At 68.7% G+C, this 22,606-nt stretch carries 11 protein-coding genes; 2 read left to right on the forward strand and 9 right to left on the reverse strand.

Annotated features, from left to right (window positions below):
* Nucleotides 1-2 precede the first annotated feature (2 nt).
* Complete coding sequence (locus C5O27_RS09200; RefSeq protein WP_127962557.1) at nucleotides 3-1,010, reverse strand: pirin family protein; 1,008 nt, start codon at nucleotides 1,008-1,010, stop codon at nucleotides 3-5.
* A gap of 49 nt (nucleotides 1,011-1,059) precedes the next feature.
* Nucleotides 1,060-1,815, reverse strand: a complete 756-nt coding sequence (locus tag C5O27_RS09205; protein WP_127962558.1) for an acetoacetate decarboxylase family protein — start codon at nucleotides 1,813-1,815, stop codon at nucleotides 1,060-1,062.
* 421 nt (nucleotides 1,816-2,236) lie between these two features.
* Here C5O27_RS09205 and C5O27_RS09210 point away from each other — a divergent pair, with 421 nt between their 5' ends.
* The gene (locus C5O27_RS09210) at nucleotides 2,237-2,887 is read left to right on the forward strand and encodes a helix-turn-helix transcriptional regulator (protein ID WP_127963806.1); all 651 of its coding nucleotides are present in this window, start codon (nucleotides 2,237-2,239) and stop codon (nucleotides 2,885-2,887) included.
* A gap of 224 nt (nucleotides 2,888-3,111) precedes the next feature.
* Nucleotides 3,112-3,489 (forward strand): LuxR C-terminal-related transcriptional regulator, encoded by a 378-nt coding sequence (locus C5O27_RS09215; protein ID WP_127962559.1) that lies wholly within the window; start codon nucleotides 3,112-3,114, stop codon nucleotides 3,487-3,489.
* A gap of 40 nt (nucleotides 3,490-3,529) precedes the next feature.
* On the opposite strand, the gene C5O27_RS09220 is transcribed toward C5O27_RS09215, so the two are convergent.
* From C5O27_RS09220 to C5O27_RS09250, 7 genes are all read right to left on the reverse strand, one after another.
* Nucleotides 3,530-4,534 carry an alpha/beta hydrolase gene (locus C5O27_RS09220; protein WP_127962560.1) on the reverse strand — a complete coding sequence of 335 codons (1,005 nt, stop codon included), beginning with the start codon at nucleotides 4,532-4,534 and terminating at the stop codon, nucleotides 3,530-3,532.
* A gap of 120 nt (nucleotides 4,535-4,654) precedes the next feature.
* Nucleotides 4,655-5,479, reverse strand: a complete 825-nt coding sequence (locus tag C5O27_RS09225) for an anti-sigma factor (protein WP_127962561.1) — start codon at nucleotides 5,477-5,479, stop codon at nucleotides 4,655-4,657.
* The gene (sigK, locus tag C5O27_RS09230) at nucleotides 5,472-6,080 is read right to left on the reverse strand and encodes an ECF RNA polymerase sigma factor SigK (RefSeq protein ID WP_127962562.1); all 609 of its coding nucleotides are present in this window, start codon (nucleotides 6,078-6,080) and stop codon (nucleotides 5,472-5,474) included. The genes C5O27_RS09225 and sigK overlap by 8 nt, the downstream gene beginning before the upstream one ends.
* A 47-nt stretch (nucleotides 6,081-6,127) precedes the next feature.
* Entirely contained in the window at nucleotides 6,128-6,910 is a 783-nt protein-coding gene (locus C5O27_RS09235) for an ABC transporter permease (protein ID WP_006867021.1), read from the reverse strand.
* Nucleotides 6,900-8,120, reverse strand: a complete 1,221-nt coding sequence (locus C5O27_RS09240) for an ABC transporter ATP-binding protein (protein ID WP_127962563.1) — start codon at nucleotides 8,118-8,120, stop codon at nucleotides 6,900-6,902. The genes C5O27_RS09235 and C5O27_RS09240 overlap by 11 nt, the downstream gene beginning before the upstream one ends.
* Complete coding sequence (locus tag C5O27_RS09245; protein WP_127962564.1) at nucleotides 8,098-8,355, reverse strand: MbtH family protein; 258 nt, start codon at nucleotides 8,353-8,355, stop codon at nucleotides 8,098-8,100. The genes C5O27_RS09240 and C5O27_RS09245 overlap by 23 nt, the downstream gene beginning before the upstream one ends.
* Complete coding sequence (locus tag C5O27_RS09250; RefSeq protein WP_127962565.1) at nucleotides 8,355-22,145, reverse strand: non-ribosomal peptide synthetase; 13,791 nt, start codon at nucleotides 22,143-22,145, stop codon at nucleotides 8,355-8,357. Before C5O27_RS09250 ends, C5O27_RS09245 begins: the two co-directional genes overlap by 1 nt.
* Between the last annotated feature and the right edge of the window lie 461 nt (nucleotides 22,146-22,606).

Here is a 22,606-nt window from a genome sequence, read left to right on the forward strand (position 1 = left end):
CGTCAGGCGCGGCCCGGAGTGTTCTTCCGGGGACGTAGCCGAGAGTGCGGCAAAGCGGGTGCGGGCAGGTGCTGGATGTCGCCGTCGTAGCCCCGGACCTGACCGAACCGTTCACTGTGGGCCATCCACTCCTCGCGGAATCCGACGATCTCGTCGTGCGTGCGGCCGATGAAGTTCCACCACATCACGATGTCCTCGCCGAATGGGGTGCCGCCGAGCAGGATCACGCGGGCGGTGTCGTCGGAGACGTTGGTCAGCGTCAGTCGCTGTGCGCCCACTCCGACGTAACCCAGTTCGGTGCGCTGGAGAGGTGCAGTGTCGGTGTCGGCCACCTCGATCGTCCCGGCGTCGACGAGGATGCCGTGCTCGAAGGTGGGATCGACGTCGAGGTCGACGGTCGCGCCGGGCGCGAAGTCGAGCTGGGCGCCCAGCAGCGGCGTGAACGTGTGCACCGGCGACCGGGTGCCGAGTAGCTCGCCGAGGAACACCTTGGCCGTGACCCCGTCGAGTACGACGTCGTCCGGGCGGTGGTGGGCGAAGTCTCGTGGGGTGTCGACGGCATCGGCAGGAAGCGCGGTCCACAGCTGTACGCCGTGCAGGACTGTGGTCTCCGGCGTCGACACCTCGGTGTGGGCGATGCCGTGTCCCGCGGTCATCAGGTTGATCTCGCCGGGGCGGACCATCGCGTGGTTGCCCATCGTGTCGCGATGCTCGACCTCGCCGGTGAACAACCAGCTGACCGTCTGCAGGCCGGTATGCGGATGCGGCGGCACATCCATCCCGCCGGTACTCGCTACGTCGTCGGGCCCGTAGTGGTCGACGAAGCACCACGCGCCGATGAGCGACCGCGAGCGTTGGGGGAGGGTCCGGTGAACGGTCATCGCGCGTGGACCGCCGAGGGGTACGTCGCGTGCGGTGAGGACCTCCAGATGAAGGTGCCCGGACCTGGTCGCGCGCTCGGCGTCGGTGCGGCATTCGACCTCGGCCGGCTGGGCCTCAAGATTGCTCATGGCGACCATTCTCCCCGGCGTCGGGACCCCCGGTGCCGGGAACCGCGACTCAGACGACGGTCGGGTTCTCGAAACGCATGGTGATCTTCTGTACCGAGCTGGTCATCAGTGCGTGCCGGCCGAGCCGCAGAGAGCGGAGTTCGGCGGCGATCGGGTGGTCGCCGAGCGTGAGGCTCGCCCCGCCGAGGCGGGTGCGGGTCCCGCTCACCGAGGTCAGGCGCCAGGGCGTGAGCCGGGTGACGCCGTCGAGTTGGGAGTAGGCGTGCAGCACGGTGTCTGCGGTCGTGTCCGGGACCTTGATCCCCGGTTTGATCCGCAGGTCGGCGATCAGCGAACCGTCTGCCTCGAGCCGACCGTGCCGGGTGGACGAGGCGTGGTCGACGTCGAACTCGGCCAGGGTCTTGGGGAAGCCCCAGATCCCGCGCCCGGCCGCGAGGGTGAAGTCACCGTCCACCGGGAGGCGGTGCACGAGAGCGCGCGCGTCGCCCTTCGCGAGAGAGCGGAGCGCGCGGAGAGGCGAGGTCGGGGGTTGGGACGGGTCGTCGACGAGGAAACAGACACCGAATTCGTTGTACGGCCCGAGGTCGCCGTCGACGTAGTCGACGAAGACCAGCATGCACATCGCACGTCCCGGTCGGATGCGCAGCGGACGCAGGGTGCCCGGGCGTGCGGACTCGCTGTCGATCGCACGCTGGACCGCGGCCGCGTCTGCGGTGAAACCCGCGACGAAGCACTGCGCGTGCCGGATCTCGACGGGCATGGTCACCGTGGTGCCGAGGATGTCGTGGGACGAGGGTGCGGTCACCGGTACTCCTTCTACTGGTCTGACGTGGGGTCTTCCGGAACGGTTCGACGCAAGACTAGAACGTGTTCTAGTCTTGCATGATCAGGTCGTGGAGACGTCGGAGAAGGCGGATGTCCCCCATCCTGTGGACACAGGAAGCGACAAAACGAGACGGATTGTCGCAGGTCCCGGCCGGAAACCGGCTGATGTCCGACTTGTCGTATACGGTTCGCCTCGTGTGCGGTCGCGCCACGCTGTGTAATTGCTGAGAGACGTGTGCAGGCCGCCCGGTGAGCCGACGAAAGGGGGCGTCGTCGATGCCCGAGGGTAACGTCGCATCGCCGCACCGAAAGGGTGCCGCACCGAGCCAGGCGCAGACGGCGAGGTGCACGCGGTGACGACGCACGACGCGGCGGCGGTGGACCGTGCCATCAGGGTGGGGATGGTCGACGATCACCGCTCGCCGATCTGGGGGATCGAGCGGGTGCTCGACCCGGTCGACGACATCTCGCTGGCATGCTCGGCGTCCACGGTCGCGGGCGTGCTCGCGGGGATGCCGCTCGATGTCGTGCTGCTCGATCTGCGCCTCGACGACGGCACCACGCCCAGGGAGAACGTCAACACGCTGTCCGCGGCCGGTGTTGCCACGGTCATCTACACATCCGGGGAGCATCCGGCGCTCCTGAGGTCGGCGGCTCGAGCGGGTGCGCTCGGAGTGGTGCTGAAGTCGGCGGAGGAGTCCGTCATCATCGACGCCATCCGGGCGGCCGCCGAGGGGCGGGCGGTCCTCACCACCGAGTGGGCGGCCGCCGTCGACGGCGACCCCGAGCTGGCCGCGGTCGATCTCTCGCCCCAGTTGCAGAAGGTGCTGGCCCTGTACGCGTCGGGGGAGACGTCGGCGCGCGTGGGAGCGGCCCTCGGTGTGTCCGCCGAGACGGTGAACGAGTACCTCAAACGCATTCGCCAGAAGTATGCAGACGCCGGCAGGCCGACCCGGACCAAGGTCGATTTGTTCAAGCGTGCGGTGGAGGACGGCTGGCTTCCGGTGCCCCAACGGCACCGGAGCCGAGGTCCGTCGGAACGTCGACAATAGGTCGATCCGGATCGGGTCCAGGGACTACCCGGTTCGGAATCAGTAGGCAAAAAAGGGGAACGGTGGGGATTCAGTGGTCGATCGGCGCCGGAACAGTAGAAGTCCCCATTTCTGGGTCTACCGGGCGACCGACAGCAGCACTACTTTCAGATCATTGGGAATACGCGTGGAGCGTGCGGCGTCGGGGGACGTGGGCGATGCGCCAGAAAATAGGGGATGGACCAGTGACGGCCACTTCAGAGTTCTACCGAACCGCACAGTCCCGGGGGGCCGTGGACCAGCGTCGTGTCGGCTCGCCGGAAACGATGCTCCACAACGGCATCGCCCGGCTCGCCGACTATCGCCCGGCTGTCGACCCCGCGCCGTCGGCGCTGCCGCGGCCGAGCCTGTCCGACCGTGAGGTCGAGGTTCTGCTCGCCTGGCTCGCTGCCGAGTCGAAGGAAGAGGCGGCAGCCCGACTCTTCATCTCGGCGTCGACCGTGAGCACCCACCTCGCACGCATCCGTGCCAAGTACACCGCGGTGGGCCGTCCGGCGCCGACGAAGACCCATCTCTTCGCGCGCGCACTCCAGGACGGATACACCAGCCTCGATCGCTGGTGAACCTCTGACGCTCGACCTGCGGTGATCCCGGAGACGGGGTTCAGCGCAGGTCGAGCGCCAGTTTGGGCCAGGTCGCGTACAGGTCGTCCTGCCAGTAGCCCCACGAGTGGGTGCCGGTCGGCCGGAGATTCACCTGCACGGGAAGCCCGAGTGAGCGCATCCGCTCCACCATCTGACGGGTGCAGATGTCGATGGCGACCTCGATGCCGCCACCCACGACAGCCTGGTTGACCAGGTCGAAGGCGCTGCCGTCGATGCTCGGGTCGCCCAGCTGCTCGTGTGAGCCCGGTAGTCCGGTACCGCTGGTCATGTACACGTTGGTTCCGCGCAGCTTCTCGGCGTTGAGATACGGGTCGTTCGCGCGCCACCCGGGGCCGTCCAGCGGGCCCCACATGTTGACCATGTTCGCCCCGCCACGATCCTCGACGACCATCCGGATGTACTGCTGTCCGACCGGATCACTCGTCCTCGCGCATCCGCTGAACGCGGCCACGGATCGGTACAGGCCCGGCGCGGCGATGGCCAGGTTGAGCACCGAGGTCCCCGCCATCGAGATGCCCGCCAGGGCGTTCGCGCCGGTGGTCGGGAACTCCTCGTCGATGATCGGCGGGAGCTCCTCGGTCAGGAACGTCTGCCACTTGTTGCGGCCGAGTACCGGGTCGTCACGCTGCCAGTCCGTGTAGTACGAGAAGGCGCCACCGATCGGCGTCACGACGTAGGCGTTCTTGTCGGCGAAGTACCTCTTGTACGTGGTCCGCGCATCCCACGTCGCCGAGTCCTCGCCGCCGCCGGCGCCGTTGAGCAGGTACAGAACCGGGGCGGGTCGAGACCGGTCGCGTGGGGTCAGGACGGTCACCGCGACCGACCGGTCCATCGCCGCCGAGTGCACCAGCAGCGTCGTCTGCTGGGGGTCGTCGGCGTAGCGATCGATGACCTTTGATCCGGGTGCCGCACCGGCGGGTGGCGAGGCTGCGAAGCCGAGTGCGGCGAGTAGTGCCGCCACCGTCATCAGGATCGTCCGGAACCGTCTGCCGTTCACGTCCACCGCGCCCCACCTGTCCTCTCTGGTATCCACCTCCGCCGACGCAGGTCACGCCGGGCGGCGAACTGGCCCCGTGTCAGTGTAGGCATCGAATACAGGCGGACCGGGCGGTACCGCTTCGGCTCAGAGCGGGACCTGAGCCAGGATCGGTGTGGTCGGCTGCGGGGAACCACCTGCGGGCTCGATGGTCACCGCCAGAACCTGCGAGTCTCCGAGATCGTCGACGACGACGGGTTCGGTGTCGCCGCCGGGGATCAGACCGGCCGGGATCGGATTCTCCGCTCCGCCCACCAGCCAGAGCTGGAAGGCGCTGTCGGGTGAGAGCGGACGGCGCACATCCCGGATCAGGGTCACCGCGCGGCCGGCGGTCGCGGAGGTGATGACGGTGATCGTGCCGTGGTCGTCCGCGAGGGGCTCGGCGGTGACGGTCGCATCACCGGCGGCGAGGACCGTGAGGACCTCCTGTTGCGTCTCGCCGACCGCGGTCGCGGCGGGTGAGGGCTCCGGCGCGGTGGTGCGGCCGATCAGGACGCCGGCGCCGAGGGCGACGACGACGGTCGCCGCGGCGGCGGCGAGCACGGCTGCCTTCCGCCGCGGACTCTGCCGGCGTCCGCCGATGGGGACGGGCTGGGGTGTCGTCGACGGTTCCGGGCCGTCGGTCTCGGCAGCCTCGTCGAAGACATGGGTCAGCACCCGGCGCCGAAGATCAGAGGGCGCCTCGAGGGCGTATGTACTCGCGAATCCGGCCATGGTGGTGTGGATCTCGACGATCCGGGCCTCGTAGGCCGCTCGCACGTCCGGCGACAGTGCGGCGAGTTCCCGTTCCGCCCGGAGGGTCTCCTCCGGGGTCAGGGCGGAAACGGCATACAGCTCGATGTGGTCGTCGAGCCAGGCGGACATTCGGTCGTCGGGCTCCGCGTCGGTGTTTGTCATGGGCAGGTCAGGCATCCTCCTGCGTCCTCAAGCACTGTCTCAGGCGGCGAAGGCCGTCCCTGATGCGGGACTTGACGGTGGGCAAGGGGGTCTCGGTCTGCTGTGCCACCTCCGGGTAGGTCAGACCGCCGAAGTAGGACATCTCGATGGAGCTCCGTTGCAGATCGGTCAGCTCGCCGAGGCATGTGCGTAGCGTACGCGCCTCGTCGGCGTGGACAACCACCTCGAGCGGAATGTTGCGTGGGGTTTCCACGGAGACGGCGCCGTAGTCCGACATCCGGTCCTGCTGGAGCTGTTCGCTGCGTACGCGGTCAACGGCCCGGCGATGGGCGATGGTCATCATCCACGTGAGGACCGACCCCCGGGCGGCGTGGTACTGGTCCGCCTTCTGCCAGTACTGGAGGTAGGCCTCCTGCACGATCTCCTCCGCGTACTCGCGGTCGCGGACGACGCGGAACGCGAGTCCGTAGATGCGTGAACTCGTCAGGTCGTACAGGCGTGTGAACGCGGCACGATCCCCGGTGGAAGCCGATTCGAGAAGATCGCGCAACAAACGAGATTCGTGTCCACGTCCGTGGTCCGCATCGGGGGTCGCGCCGCCGTCGTCCGATGTCACCTCATCACGGTAACCGGAACGGTCGGAACTTCTCCGGCGATCGGCGATCACCGGTTCGCGGAACGTCGGTAAAGGACAAGGGACACAGGGACGCACACGGCCAGGATGACCAACGACGAGCCCACTGCATACCCCACGGCATGGTCGGCGACCCATCCGGTCGCGGTCGGGAACATCGGTGGCGCCTCGTTCCCGAAGAGCTGCCGGCAGGCGGTCGCGACGGCAGTCACCGGGTTCCATTCCGCGATGGTGCGCAGGGGGCCGGGGAGGCTCTGCGCGGAGATGAACGCGCTCGACAGGAATGTCACCGGGAACATCCAGAGGAAGCCGATGCTCTGTGCCGCTTCGACATTCGGCGCCGCCAGACCTGACACGGCGCCGACCCACGCCATCGCGATGGCGAAGAGACCGATGATGCCGAAGGCTATCGCGGCGTCGCCGGCGCTGCCGTAGATCCGCCAACCGATCGCCAGTCCGCAGGCGACCATCACCGCAAGTCCGACGGCGCCCAGGAGCATGTCCGAGGTGACCCGGCCGCTGATGACCCCCAGACGGGACATCGGCAGTGAGCGGAGGCGGTCGATGATCCCGTCCGAGGTGTCGTTCGCCAGACCGACAGTGGTGAAGGCGGCATTGAACACTACGGTCTGCGTGAAGATGCCCGCCATCAGGAATTCGCGGTACGAACTACCGCCGAAGGTCGCTCCGAAGACGTAGGCGAAGAGAAAGACGAACATCAGCGGCTGGATCGTCGCGCTGATGAGGAGCGTCGGTATACGTTTGACGGTCAGCAGGTTTCGCTCGACCAGTACTGCGGTGTCAGTGAACACGGGCTCGCTCCGATCGGCTGGGCGGAAGGTCGGTGACGTCCGCGAGGTCGTCGTCTGTTCCGACCGCAACCTCGGCAGAACTGCTGACCGCCTTGGCATTGATGTCCGGTTGGGTGAACGTGATGTCCGACTCGGCTGGCGTGTCGGCGCTCTCGTCGAGCGAAGAGGTTTTCTCACCGGAACGCTCGGTGAGTGTCAAAAAGACGTCGTCGAGGGTGGGTGTCGATACGGACGCGTCGACGACCTCGATGCCGGCGGTCGACAGCGCCCGGACCGCCGCCACGGCACTGCGGGTGCCGGCGTCGACGGGAACCGACCAGCGCGCCGAATCGGTGCCGGTGCCACCGTCCGATCCCAGGCGTTCTGCGGGTCCGACGCCGATGCCGGTGAGGGACGCCGACACCTGCGCGTCGGCGTCGTCCGTATGGGGGACAACGACTTCGACGGTGAGGATCGATCCCCCGGTGGCGGACTTCAGTTCCGCCGCGCTTCCCTGGGCCCGGATCGTGCCGTGGTCGATGACGGTGATCTCGTCGGCGAGGGCGTCGGCCTCCTCGAGGTACTGCGTCGTCAGCAGAACCGTCGCGCCGGAGCTGACCTGCTCGGCGATGACCTCCCACATCTGGCGTCGTCCGCGCGGGTCGAGTCCGGTCGTCGGCTCATCGAGGATCACCAGTGAGGGGCGATTGATGAGGGCGCCGGCGAGGTCGAGGCGACGCCGCATCCCGCCCGAGTAGGTCCGCATCGGTCGGTCGGCGGCGTCTTCGAGATTCAGCTCCGCGATCAGTTCGCGGGCACGTTCCGATGCCACTGCACGCAGTTGCCCGTACAACTGGCCGACCATGCGGAGATTCTCGAAACCGGTCAGGTTCCCGTCCACGGCGGCGTACTGGCCGGACACCCCGACGATCTTCCGGACCGCGCCGGGATCGGCGATGGCGTCGATGCCGTCGACGATGACCGAGCCCTCGTCGGGGGTCATCAGCGTCGCCACCGCGCGGACCGTGGTCGTCTTGCCTGCGCCGTTGGGGCCGAGGAGGGCGTGCACCGTTCCGGTGGGGACCGACAGATCCAGGCCGTTGAGGGCATGGACACGCGGACCGCGGCCGAACAATCCGGTGCGGAAGGTCTTCTGCAGCCCGCGGAGCTCCAATGCGTACGGTGACGCCCCACGGTCCGGTGCGTCGTCAGCGATACTGTGTCGCCCCACGGGTGACCTCGCTTCCCTCGTCCTGTGCGCTGTCCATCGTCCGGATCAGGCTGGCGGGCCGCATGTCTCGCCAGTTCTGTTCGACGTACTCGAGGCATTCGTCGTGGCCGGACGGTCCGAAGACGGTCCGCCAGCCGTCGGGGACGGGGGCGAACTCCGGCCACAGCGAGTGTTGGTTCTCGTGGTTGACGAGCACCCGGAAGACTCCGTCGGTGTCATCGAAGGGATTGGTCATCACTTCTCCTGTCGTGTGGCGGCCGCCGGAGCTCCCGGCGATACACCGATGGCATGTACCCAGTCGGACACGTGCTCGGGCAACATCATTCGTGCGTGGGTGCTGTGTGCCTCGATCTCGACGACCCGTCCGGTCACCTTCGAGTGCCAGGCATCGACGGCGGGCGCGCCGGGCTGGGGGTCGACGGTTGCGGTGACGAAGGTCAGGTCGCCGTCGTAGAGACGCGGCCGCCACCTCTCGGCCAACGGGGAGGCATGGCGGAACACCTCGTGGACTGTGCCCAGGGTCTCCCGGGTGAGCCCACCGAGCGCCCCGCCCACCGTGGAGATGAGGCGGTGGGCATCGGCGACGGTGAGTTCGTCTGTCCCGGAGAGGTCTTCGCTGTCGAGTTCCAGGCCGAACTCGCGCATCAGGTCGGTGATCGAGGCCTCGGCGTCGAGGTCGGGTCGCTCGGAGATGACGTAGCTGTCGAGCACGACGAGCCGGGCGACCTCGTCGCCGGCCTCGCGCAGCTGCACCGCCATCTCGTGCGCGATCAGTCCGCCGAGGGACCACCCGACGAGGTGATACGGACCTTCCGGCGCTACGGTCCGGATCTGCGCCACGTACTCGGCGGCGAGGTCGCCGATCGAGCGTGGGCAGGGCTTCCCGGACAACGCCGGATGTTGCAGCCCGTACAGGGGGCGGCCGGCGGGAAGGTGGGGCAGGAGCGAGGTGAAGCTCCAAGACAGCCCGATCGCCGGATGGACGACGAACAGAGGTGGCTCGCCGCCGCTTTCGGCGATGTCACCGCGTTGCCGACGCAGCGGCAGGAGCATGTCCAGCCCTGCCGTGCCGGACTGTTCCGACGGGTCGCTCGGAGCCGCCCCGTCGATGCCCAGTGCCGCAGCGAGTTCCGCCGGGCTCGGCGCGCCGAAGAGCGACTGCGCGGACACCTGGCGGCCGGTCCGTTCGGTCAGGCGGGAGGTGACGGCGGTGGCCAGCAAAGAATTGCCCCCGAGGTCGAAGAAGCCGTCGTCGGCTCCGATGGTGTCCGGGGCGACCTCCAGGACCTCGGCGAAGATCTGCGCGATCGTCGTCTCGCCGCCCGGGGCCGGTGCGCGACGCGCGGCGTCGTCGGTGGGCGCGGGCAGCGCCTTGCGGTCGAGCTTGCCGGTGGGGGTCAGCGGGATGGAGTCGAGCAGGGTCACCGAGGTCGGCACCATGTGCCGGGGGAGCCGGCGACTCACGCGGCGTCGTAGATCGGCGGGGTCCGGTGCGGTTGCGTCGGCCGCGGTGACGTAGCTGCGGAGCTTCGCCGCCGCGCCGGTCCCTTCGACGAGGGTCACCGCGAAGTCGACATCCGGCTCGGTCGTCAGGGCGTCGTCGATCTCGCCGAGCTCGATCCGGAAGCCGCGGACCTGCACCTGGGTGTCGCTGCGGCCCACGTAGACCAGTCGCCCGTCCTCGGTCCAGCGGACCAGGTCGCCGGTGCGATACATCCGACGACCGGCGAAACGCGGTCCGGTGACCATCGGCGCCGGCACGAAGCGGGTCGAGGTGAGGCCCGGCCGGTGATGGTAACCCCGGGTGACCTGCGGTCCCATGAGATAGAGCTCGCCCACCACCCCGGCCGGGACGGGATGCAGACGCTTGTCGAGGACGAGCGCTCCCACCCCGTTGTTCGGCGTGCCGATCGTCAATTGCCGGTCGGGGGCGAGGGATTCGCTGCCGGTGATGATGATCGTGGTCTCGGTCGGACCGTACACGTTGATCAGGGTGCGTCCGGGAGCCCAGCGCCGGACCAGGTCGGCGCCGTAGTCCTCACCCCCGACGGCGAGCGCCCGCAGCGAGGGCACCGCGGCCGGTGACATGCTCGCGACGGCCGCCGGCGTGATGAACGCATGGGTGACCTGCGCGGAGTCGATGACATCGCTGAGGGCCTCACCGCCGTAGACCTGCGGTCCGACGATGACCAGCGGCGCTGAACCGGCAAGCGCGAGCAGCATTTCCAGGACCGACGCGTCGAAGCTGGGCGACGCGAAGTGCAGCACCCGCGACATCGGGCCGGGGGCCAACCGGTGGGCGAGTTCGTCGTGCACCGGACGCAACCCGGAATGCGGCACGAGTACGCCTTTCGGACGGCCGGTCGAACCGGACGTGTAGATGATGTACGCGAGCTGATCGGGCCGGATCGTCGAACCGCGTTCGGCATCGGTGATCGGCGACGGCGACGAGTGCTGCAATCGGGTCATCGTCGTCGCGTCGTCGAGGACGAGCAGCGGTGTCGGTTCCCCGGCCATCCCCGCGGCGATGGATTCGGTTGCGGCCGAGGTCGTCACGACGAGCCGTGCACCGCTGTCGCCGAGCATGTGGGCGATCCGGTCGGCAGGATAAGTGGGGTCGATCGGCACATAGGCAGCACCGGTCTTCACGATGGCCCAGATCGCCACGAGAGACTCGATGGACCGCTGCACGGCCATCGCGACCACGTGTTCGGCGTCCGCGGCGCCGACGCCGCGACCCAGCAGGACGCGGGCCAGCCGGTTCGAACGGGCGTCGAGCTCTGCGTACGTGATGGTCTCGGGAGAAGTAGGCGAGCCCGCCATGGCCGCCAGGCCGTCGGGGTTACGCTGCACAGCTTGCGCGAACAGCCGGTCGAGCGTGGTCGGGATCTGTGCAGGGCGACCGAGTGACGGTGTGCGCTCGGCGATCTCGAGCGGGTCGGTGATCCGGATGTCGCCGATCGGGCGCCCCGGGTCACCCAACATGCCGCGTACGACCCGCATCAGGCGCGTGGCCAGGAGTTCGGCATCCTGTCGCCGGTATCGAGCCGTGTCGTAGGTCACCTGGAGGGCGGCGTCGCCGTCGCGCATGCCGGTCAGCGTGAACTGCAGGTCGAACTTCGCTTCCGGGGAATCGAATTCGGCGATCGACGCGCGGAGTCCCGCATCCATCTCGATGGTCGTCGCCGGCAGGCCCTCGGTTGGTCCCTCGGTGTTCCCGGCGGTGTAGTCGTGGACGGACAGCGCCACCTGGAACAGCGGGTGCCGTCCCGGGGTGCGCGGCGGGTTCAGCGACGCGACGATGTCGTCGAACGGGAGGCCGCGGTGGTCGAGCGCGTCGACGTCGGCGTCGCGTACCCGGCGGACGAGTCCGGCGACCGTGTCGGCAGCCTTCAGGCGCGTCCGCAGCGGCACGACGTTGACGAACATGCCCACCACACCGCTGTAGTCGTGGTCGGCGTCGTGGCCGAGGCGATTGGCGACCGGGCTGCCGACGACGAGATCGTCGCCGAGGCCGAGCCGGTTCAGCAGGATCGCCAGTGCTGAGTGCAGGACCGAGAACGGCGTGGTCGACTGCTCGCGGGCGAAGGCGATCAGGCCCGCCCGCGTGTGTGCCGGAAGTGCGAGACTCACGGACCCTGCTCCGGATTCGGACGGCTGTGCAATATCCGTCAGCGGTGCGACGGTGGTCTCCGCCGGGGCGTCGGCGAGGGTCTCCTCCCAGAAGCGGAGGTCGTCGGCGAGGCTCTCGGCGTCTGCGCTCTCGAGCGCGTGATCGCGGTAGTCGATGTCGGCCGGCGTCCAGTTCTCGGTACGGCCGCGTCGGCGTTCGCCGTAGGCGCGGGTGAGGTCGGCGACGAGGATCGGGAGCGACGCACCGTCGGCGGCGATGTGATGCAGGACGAGCACGAGTACGTGTTCGGTGTCGGCATTCGCGGTGGTGCTGTCCGCGACGAGTGTCGCGGTGATCGGCGCGCGCCGGGTGAGATCCATGGGCCGGGTTGCGGACCGGGTGATCTCGGCGGCGACGTCGGTCGTCCACTGCACGGTGAGGTCTCCGATCACGGCCTCCGGGTCGTCGAGCACTCGCCCCATGGGGCCGTGTTCGTCGGATTCGAAGATGGTTCGCAGGCTGGTGTGCCGGGCCACGATGTCGAGGAGTGCGCCGCGCAGCGCCGGCACGTCGAGTTCTCCGCGGAGGTGCAGCACGAAGGGCATCAGGTACTCGGTGGACTCGGGGTTCGCGGTGGCCATCGAGTGGAGTCGACGCTGTGTGGGAGCCAGCGGGAACCGCTCGGGCCGGTCCGAACGCCGGATGGGCGCAGCATCTTCGACTGACCCCGAGATGACGTCGGCCGCGTCCGGTGCACTCGCGTCCCAACCCTGCGGGAGCACGAGCAGCTGCGCGAGCGCTTCGGGTGTCGGGTGATCGAAGACGTCCCGTACCCGCAGCCGTTCACCGATGTGGACGCGGTTGATCCGGCTGACGAGCGTGGTCGCCTGGAGCGACGTGCCGCCGAGGAGGAAGAAGTCGTCGGTGGCCCCGACCTCGTCCGGACGGAGATCGAGGACGTCGGCGAGGATGTGCGTCAGCGCGGTCTCGGCGAGAGTGCGCGGAGCGCGACCCGACGTCGACACCGCTGTCGTGGCGGGGGCGGGGAGCGCGCGATGATCGAGTTTCCCGTTGCGCGTCAGCGGGATCGAGTCGAGCACGACGACCGCCGACGGGACCATGTGGCGCGGTAGCCGCTGCCGGACGGTGTCCAGGATGGCTGCGGTGTCCGGGGCGGCCGGGTCGGTGGAGGTGACGTACCCGACCAGCACCGCGTCGGCACCGTGCCCGCGGACGACGGTCGTCGCGAAGTCGACGCCTTCGGCGGCGCTCAATGCTGCGGTGACCTCGTCGAGTTCGATGCGGAAACCGCGCACCTTGACCTGGTTGTCGCTGCGGCCGTGGTAGATCAGCGATCCGTCGGTGTCGCGCCGGACGATGTCGCCGGTGCGGTACATGACGTCACCGGAACCACTGGGTCGGGCGACGAACCGGGTGGCGGTCTGTCCACGCCGGTCCAGGTAACCGCGGGCGACGCCCGGTCCGCTGATGTACAGCTCGCCGGGGACGTGATCGGGCACCGGGCGTAGGCGATGGTCGAGGACCAGTGCGGTGCAGTCGGTGACCGGGGTGCCGATGGTGATCGGCGCGCCCGGACGGAGCGGCTGCGACATGACGGCGACGATGGTGGTCTCGGTCGGGCCGTAGGAGTTGATGTAGCTGCGGTCGGTTCCCCACCGTGCCACCAACTCCGGCGTCGAGGCCTCGCCCCCGACTCCGAGCGTGCGCAGCCGAGGGAGTGGACGCGGGGCCGCGGTGGCCAACGCAGCCGGGGTGATGAACGCATGGGTGACTGCGTGCTCGTCGACGAAGTCGACGAGTTCGTCGCCGCCGTAGATCGTCGACGGGACGATCACCATCGTCGCGCCGACCTCGAAGGCCAGGAGGAACTCGAGCATCGCGGCGTCGAAGGCCGGGGAGGCGAAATGCAGGGTGCGGTCCCCGGGGGCCACCCGGTAGCGATCGCGTTGCGCTGCACCGAACGCGGCGAGTCCGCGATGGGTCACGCTGACGCCCTTGGGCTTTCCGGTGGATCCGGAGGTGTAGACGACGTACGCGAGCGAGTCGGTGTGGCGCGGACCTGCGAGCGAGTCGGCGCCCGGGGTCGGACTCTCCCACGGGACACCCAGGATGCCGGGAGAGGCCCACCAGATCTCCTGTGGCACGTCCGCGAAGCGATCTGCGGATGTGATGCCAAGGCGGGCCCCGGAATCGCTGATCATGTGGGCGACCCGGTCGGCGGGGTAGCGGGTGTCGACGGGAAGGATCGCGGCACCGCTCTTGGCCACCGCCCAGGTGGCGATCACCGACTCGATGCTGCGCTCGAGTGCCACGGCGACGACGTCGTCGGTGCCCACCTCGAAGGCCTGCAGGTTGTGCGCCCAGATCGTCGAGATCTCGTCGATCTCGGCGTAGGTCAGACTGCGATCGGAGTCCTCGACGGCCACCTGGTCGGGATTCCGGCGTGCCGTGGCGGTGATGATGTCGGCGAGGTGGCGCGGTGTGACCGTGGGTTCGCCGACCGGTTGGAGGTCTGCGGTCGTCGTCAAGTGGAGATCGTCGAGGGGGACCTCTGGGTGTGCCGTCGCGGCGTCGGCGAGGTCGACGAACATCCGGGCCAGGGCCTCGACGCGAGCGCGGGTGTGGACGTCGGTGGCGTAGGTGAACCGTGCGTGCCCGTCCCGGATCCGCAGCTCGAGATCGAAACGGGCCACGCCGGTGTCGATCTCGTCGGCGTCGATTTGGAGGTCGGGGATCCCGGAGCCGGCGTCGAGCGGACCCGATGCCCCGCCGTCGGTGGAGGCGTCGCTCGTCTGCGCGTCGAAGGCGAGCGCGATCTGGAAGAGCGGATGTCGACCGGTACGCGGCGGATTGACCATCGAGACGATCCGCTCGAAGGGCATGTCGGACTGCGAGAGTGCCTCGAGGTCACGGTGTCGAACGGAGTCGAGCAGCGTCGCGAAGCTCTCACGACCGTCCACCGGGGTCCTCAAGACCACCGAGTTCACGAACATTCCGACGACGCCGGCGAGCCGGGGGTCGTTGCGCCCGGCGACCGGGGTACCGATGACGATGTCGGAGGCCGCGCCGTCCACATGGGTGGCGGGATCGGCGTGCAGACGGTGGAGCAGCGCCGCGAACAGTGCATGCACACTCATGAATTCGGTTGCGCGATCGGGGGAGACGGTCATCAGCCGGCGACGGATCTCGGCGCCGAACTCCACGTCGACGACCTCGGCACGTCGTGCCCGCCCGGCCGGGGCGTCGGGGATCAGGATGGGACCGGCGTCGATCCCGTCGAGTTCGCGCCGCCACCATTCCGTGAGCTCGCCGTGGTCGGCGAGGTTCTCGGCCTGCCACCGCAGGTAGTCGAGGTAGTCGATCGCGGCGTCGGTCACGGGCTTCGCGCCCGCTGTGGCATCCTCACGGAGTTCGGCGTAGGTGCGGGTGATGTCCCGATGGAGCGGGATCATCGACCACCCGTCGGCGGCGATGTGGTGGATGACGATCGACAGCCGGTGGTGCATGGCGTCGCCGTCGATCCGATGCAATGCGGTCCGCAGCGGGAGGTCGGTGGTCAGGTCGAACGGGCAGGCGGCGAGAGCACGGGCCAGGTCCGGCCACTGCGCTTCCGTGGTGTCGGTGACCGCGAGATCGAGAGTCACGGCGTCGGCGGGGCGCACATCGAGGACAGGCCTGCCGTCGAGGTCCGGATACACGGTTCGCAGCATCACGTGACGGTCGACGGTGTGCCGGATCGCGGCGGCGAGTGCGTCCACGTCTAACCGGCCGCGGAGATCGAGTGCGAACGCGATCGCGTAACCGGCTGTCGCGGAGCCGTCGCCATCGGCGGCCTCGCCGACGGCGAGCTGGTTGAGGAACCAGAGCTGCTGCTGGGCGGGGCCGGGCTCGACGGGTGCGTCGGGATCGTGCACGAGACGGGGGATGCGCGTCTCGTCGTTGTCCGCTCGCTCGGTGTCCCGTCCGGGCACGAGGCGAGCGATGGCGGCGACGGTCGAATGGTCGAAGACCTCACGCACCGGTATCCGGTGACCGGTCAGGTGCTCGAGCGCACCGACGATCTGGGTCGCCAGCAGCGAGTTCCCGCCGAGGTCGAAGAAGTCGTGATGACGGCCGACGGTACCGGGTTCGAGGTCCAGACGTTCGGCGATGAGGTCGGCCACCGCCTGCTCGGTCGGCGTGAGCGGCGCGACATACACGACGCCGGTCTCGGCCGGCAGGGCCTCCGGCGCGGGCAGCGCTCGCAGGTCGACCTTGCCGATCGGAGTCGTCGGGATCTCGTCGAGTTCGACGATCGTCGACGGGATCATGTGCCGCGGAAGACGATCCGACAGACGGTCACGCACGTCGGACGCAGTGTCCGCGGTACCGTCCGCCATCGTCACGTAGGAGACGAGATGAGCGCGATCGCCCTCGCCGTGGGTGGTCGTGACCGCCGCACGCACCGCGGCGTCGGCGACGAGCACGGCGTCGATCTCGCCGAGTTCGATGCGGTGACCGCGGACCTTCGTCTGATGGTCGGCGCGGCCCCGGAACTCGAGTTCGTGGTCGGTCGTCCAACGCACCAGGTCGCCGGTGCGGTACATCCGCTCGCCCGGATCGCCGAACGGGTTGGCGATGAACCTCTTCGAGGTCAGTGGGCGCACCCCGTGGTACCCGCGGGCGAGATGCTCACCGGCGATGTACAACTCGCCGACCGCGCCGGGGGCGACCGGTTGCAGACGCTCGTCGAGCACGAGCGCGGAGACGCCACGAATGGGCCGTCCGATGGTCAGTGTCCGGTAGTCGGGTTCGATCGGCGACGACACGGCCGCGACGACCGTGGTCTCCGTCGGGCCGTAGGCGTTGAACAGCCGCGGCCCGCTCGACCACGTACGCACCACCTCCGGGTTCGGGTGCTCGCCGCCGATGACGAGGGCCTCGAGTTCGGGGACGTCGTCGGGCGACATGGTGGTGAGCACGGACGGGGTGAGGAAGGCATGGGTGACATGGCCTTCCCGCATCAGCTCGGCCAGTTCGGCGCCGCCGACGATGCCCGGGGGGATGATGTGCATCGTCGAACCGGCCGCGATCGCCATCAGGATCTCGAGTATTGACGCGTCGAAACTGGGCGAGGCCATGTGCATGGTCTGGCTGTCGGGGGTGATCCGGTACTGCGTGACCTGCTGCGCTGCGAAGTCCGCGAGACCGCGATGACTGACCACCACGCCCTTGGGGGTGCCGGTGGTGCCGGATGTGTAGATCAGGTAGGCGGGCTGGTCCACATCGAGCGGGGCCGGACGTTCGGCGGACGACACCGGGGCGGCGGACATCCGGCGCACCGACTCGATGACCTCACCGTCGTCGAGAACGAGAGTTTGCGGGAGATGCCCGGGGCTGCTTGCCGATTCGTCGGCCAATGCGGTCCGCGGGTCGGCGGACCGGTCGGTGAGGAGGAGGCAGGAACCGGAGTCGTCGAGCATGTGCGCGATCCGCGCCGGCGGGTAGGCCGGGTCCACGGGGACCCACGCGGCCCCGGACCGGGCCACGGCCCACATGGCGATCATCCAGTCCATACCACGCGGAAGCGCCACCGCGACATGGCGTTCGGGACCGGCGCCCCGTTCGATCAGCAACCGCGCGAGCCGGTTCGACGCGGCGTCGAGGTCACGATATGTCAGCGACCGCGTGCCGTCGGTGATGGCGATCCGATAGGGGGAGGACGCGGCGGCCGTGGACAGCAGAGTTGTCAGATGCTCGACGGGTCGCCGTCCCTCGCCGACCGCGGGAACGAGGTCGAGTCGTTCGTGGAGGTCGAGGACCGGGAGGTCGCCGACTGCGGAACTCGGCTGTGCGGTGGCCGCCTGGAGCAGGCGGTCGAGACGCGAGGAGAGTGCGGTCACCGTGGACCGGTCGAACAGGGCGGTGGCATAACCGATCTCGAGTGAGAGTCCGGCGGGCTCGCCGTCGCTGTCCTGCGCCTCGGTGAAAGTCAGTTGAAGGTCGAAGGTGGTGTACCCGGTGTCGACGCGTGACGCGGTCGCCGAGAGGCCGGCGAAGTCGAGACGGATGGCCGAACGGTCCTCCAGCGCGAGCGACACCTGGAAGAACGGATGGACGTGCGATGACCGGTCCGGGTTGAGTTCGGTGACGAGACGGTCGAAGGGCAGGTCGGCGTTGTCGAACGCGTTGAGGTCGACGTCGCGTACGTGCGCCAGCAGGTCGACGAACGCGGCGTCCTTGTCGACCGCCGTGCGCAGTGCCAGCGTGTTGACGAACATGCCGACGAGACCGTCGAGGTCGGCGTCCCCGCGCCCGGCGACAGGAGTTCCGACGACGACGTCCGACGACTGGGACAACGACCGCAGCAGGACGGCCACGGCGGCGTGCAACACCATGAACACGGTGGAACCGGTGGCGGCAGACAGATCTCGGATGGCGCGGTGCGTGTCGGGTGAGAGCGTGTGGGTCACCGACGCGCCCGATGCGTCGCCGCGGCCGGTACGCGGGCGGTCGAGTGGGAGGTCGGTCTCGCCTGGGGCGTCCGCGAGTGCGGCCCGCCAGAACTCGAGTTCGGCGGTGGCGCCGGTGCTCTCGGACAGCCAGGCATGGCGATCCGCGCTGACCTGTGAGTAGGTGACGGGCAGTGCGTCCCAGTCGGGTTCGTTGCCGTCGCGCCGGGCACGATAGGCGGTCGCCAGGTCCCCGGCGAGGGGTGCCAACGACCATCCGTCCGCGGCGATGTGGTTGACCACCATGGTGAGGCGGTGGTCATCGTCGGAGGTGCGGACGAGACGCGCCCGGATCGGCAGGTCGACGCCGAGATCGAAGGCCTGGGAGGCGAACTCACGGTCGGGGAGATCGCGCACGTCCGGTGTTCGCAGGACCGGTAGGTCGACGGAGACCGTCTCCGGCGATCGCGGCGACATGAAGGCGATGCCGTCCCGCTCGACGACGATGCTGCGCAGCGGTTCGTGGCGGACGATGACGTCGTTGAGGGCCTGCCGCAGGGCGTCGGTGTCGAGCGTGCCGACGAGCCGGACGGTGAAGGGCATGTTGTAGGTTGCCGCGCCGGCCGGATCGAGGCGGGTGGCGAGCCACAACCTGTGCTGTGCCGGTGACAGGGGTACCGGGGAGTCGGCGAGGACGGGCGAACCGGTGCGAGGGGAGGTGTCCTCCGGGGAATCGTCGACTCCGACACCCAGTTCGGCGATCGCCTCGACGATCCCACCGATGTCCGCGGCGTCGAAGATTGTGCGGATACCGATCCGCCGGCCGGTCGCCTTCGACAGACGGGAGGCCACTCGAGTCGCCGACAGCGACGTGCCGCCGATGGCAAAGAAGTCGTCGCGCAACGAGATCGGCGCGCTCTCCGTCGGATCCGGGTCCAGTCCCAGGACATCGGCGACGGTGCGCACGACGAACCGGTCGAGCGCGGTCTCCGGTGCGACGAACTCGCGGTCGGTGCGGAGTTCCGGCCGGGGGAGCGCACGGCGGTCGAGCTTGCCGTTCGAGGTGGTCGGGAGCTCGTCGAGCACCATGATGACCGTCGGGATCATGTGCGAGGGAAGCGCCGACTCCAGTTCGCTGCGCAGCTCGCGGGTGTGCAGGTCGGCGGTGCCGCTGACGTAGCCGACGAGGACCGGTCCGTCGACCACGAGGTCGTCGCGGACGACGACACCCGCGGAGGCGACACCGTGTAGAGAACCCAGCGTCGCCTCGATCTCGCCGAGCTCCACTCGCTGGCCGCGGATCTTCACCTGGGAGTCGGTGCGTCCGAGGTACTCCAGTTCACCGTCGGCGTTCATGCGGACCAGATCGCCGGTGCGGTAGAGACGTTCGCCGCTTCCGTCGGGGGAGGCGATGAATCGCGCTGCGGTGAGGTCGGGCCGTGCCCGGTAGCCGCGGGCGAGCTGAACGCCGCCGAGGTACAGCTCGCCGACTGCGCCGAGCGGCTGCGGACGCAAGCGGTGGTCGAGGACGTGCACGCTGGTGTTCCACACCGGTCGGCCGATGGGCACGACCGGGACGTCCGCACGGCAGGCGTCGTGGTGGGTGACGTCGATGGCCGCCTCGGTGGGACCGTAGAGATTGTGGATCGGTGCGGAGGTGAGCGCCGCGGTCGCACCGACCGTGCCCGGCGTCAGTGCCTCGCCGCTGGTGAAGATCTGGCGCAACGACCCCAGGGTGGTCGTGGCGCGACGGTGTGCACCGCCCGGGGTGTCGGAGTCGGCGGAGAGGGCTGCGGAGAACGCGGTGAGCATCGACGGGACGAAATGCACCGTGGTGATGCGGTGTTCGTCGATCACGTCGCGCAGGTACCAGGGGTCGCGGTGTCCGTCGGGCGAGGGGACCACGAGCGCGGCCCCGGTGACGAACGGCCAGAAGAATTCCCAGACCGACACGTCGAAGGTGGCCGGGGTCTTCTGCAGGACGCGATCGGACTCCGTGAGGGAATACCACTCCTGCATCCATCCGAGCCGGTTGACGATCGCACGGTGGGTGATCGCCACGCCCTTGGGCTTGCCGGTCGAGCCGGAGGTGAACAGCAGGTACGCGGTGTTGTCGGGGCCGGCGACCCGCGCGGGTTCCCGTAGGTCGGGGTTCGCGCGCAGTTCGCCCAGATTCTCCTCGGTGAGGACGAGATCCGGGGCGGCCACCGCCAGGATGTGCTCGAGACGATCGGCCGGCTCGTCCGGGTCGACCGGGACGAAGGCCGCGCCCGCCCGGACGACGGCGTGCAGCGCCAGTACCTGGTCGACGCTGCGTCGGAGTCGGACGGCGACGATGCTTTCCGCTCCGATGCCGCGATCCTGCAGCGCGGCTGCCAGGGACCGTGTCTGCCGGGCGAACTCGGCATGGGAGAGTGGCTCGGTTTCGACCGAATCCCGCGGGTGCGCTGCGATGAGGGCGGGCGCTTCGCGATGGGCTGCGGCAGCCTCGTCCAACAGGTGGACCAGGGTGCGGTCGCCGAGTTCGACGTGGGCGCCGGTGGAGTGTTGCGACAACTCCGCGTACTCACACTCACGCAGCACGCTGACATGGGACACCGGGGCGTCGGGAGCGGCGGTGACGAGAGCTTCGAGGAACTCGACGAGGCGCCGGTGATGGGTGGCGATCTCGTCGTCGGAGTAGATGTTCGGATTCGCCTCGAGATCGACGCTCATACCGCCGTCGAGGCTGTCGTAGACGTTGACCGAGACGTCCTCGATCGGCCCGGTGGACAGCACGTTGAGTTCGCCGTGAACAGGCCCGAAATCGATGTGCTGGAAGAACAGCATCACGTTGACCAGCGGTCCGAAGAACCCACGACGCGCCCCGGCGGCCCCCAGGATGTCGGCGACGATGTCCTCGTGGCGGTACTTCTGGTGGCGCACGGCGCTCTTGATCTCCGCGTTGACCGCCGCGAGCAGATCGGCGACGGTGGCATCGTCGTCGAGTGTGACGCGCAGTGGGACGACGTTGGAGATGAGGCCGGCGGATGTTCGCAGGATGTCGCGGTCGCGTGCCGCCACCGGAAGGCTGAGGACCGCCTCGTCACGATCGGTGAACCGGGCGACGTAGGCGGCGACGGCGGCGGTGATGACCGACGCCGGCCGCACCCGGTGGGCCCGTGACAGGGAGCGGATGCGAGTGACCAGGTCGTCGTCGAGAGTCGTCGAACTGACCTTCGACAACGGTGCCGCCGAACCGGAACGCCTGGTCAGAGTGGCCGATTCGGGCAGATCCGCCAGATGCTCCGACCAGTACTCCCGATCGGCGAGGAACTTCTCCGACGTCCGGTATTCGACGTCCATCGCGGCGATCTCGGCCATCGTCGCGGTGTCCGCCAGGGGAGGAGGCGCATCGTTGACGATCGCCGTGTAGTGCGACGAGACGCGGAGCATCAGGTACATGGCGGCGTAGCCGTCGTATCCGATGTGATGGCCGCGGCAGTACCAGATGGAATGGCCCGGGCCGATTTTGAGTAGGTGGGTGTCGAGGAGGGGATCGGAGAACATGTCCGGGCTCTTCGACCGGTGATCGTCGATCCAGGCCAGCGCTGCAGCGCGCGGGTCCGCGGCGTCGCTGAAATCCTGTGTGCCGACGACCAATCTGCGCGACCGGTCGATGGTCAGGGTCGGTTCGGCGTCATCCGTCGGGGTCAGCCGCAACATGGAGGCTTCCGTCTCCAGCGCGGTCAGCGTCGTCGCTCGCTGCAGGATTTCGGGATCGATGTCCACCGGGGCGCCGTCGGAACCGGTTGTATTGCTGCTGAACTCGATGTACGCGTCGATCGTCAGCGGCACATCGGGTTCGAGCTGCTGGGCATAGAAGATGCCGCGCTGGGCGGCGGTCATCGGGATCGCGGGGTCGGGGGCGGATGTGTTCTCGATAGGGCTGGTCGGCCGGATCGTGTGTTCGGTGGTCACGCATTCCTCCCCTGTGTGCGCGCGCCCGGCAGTCGAGGACCGAAGTCCTGAGAGGTCAGGTCGCGCGTGTCGTGCTGGACGTCGGACCCCGATGACGTGAAAGGTGTGGTCACGTTCGGGTCGAAGCAGATCCCCCGGCACTCGACACGCTCGTCGGGTGCCCCGTCGGCCGCAGGTTTGCTTACTGCGTTCCGGACGGAAAGCCGTACTGATCGCTCGCGGTTTGAATCGCCAGTGCCGGCTGGTCTCGTCCCATGGGTGCTTCGTGCGGGGTACCGGGCCAGATGGGTCCGGTTCGAAAGAAGTTTTGCCCGATTCGGGTGATTGCCAAACGCTTCACGGTCGTCTGCGGTAGGGATTTGGCTCCCACCTGCACGTTCCCCTACACTTGTGGGGTTGCCTGCGGCACTGCTGTGTCGCGAATCGGCTCACGAACCCACTGGGCGAAGCGTCCAGGTGTC

Origin of the sequence: Gordonia alkanivorans (assembly GCF_004011905.1) — a bacterium.
Classification (GTDB): domain Bacteria; phylum Actinomycetota; class Actinomycetes; order Mycobacteriales; family Mycobacteriaceae; genus Gordonia; species Gordonia alkanivorans.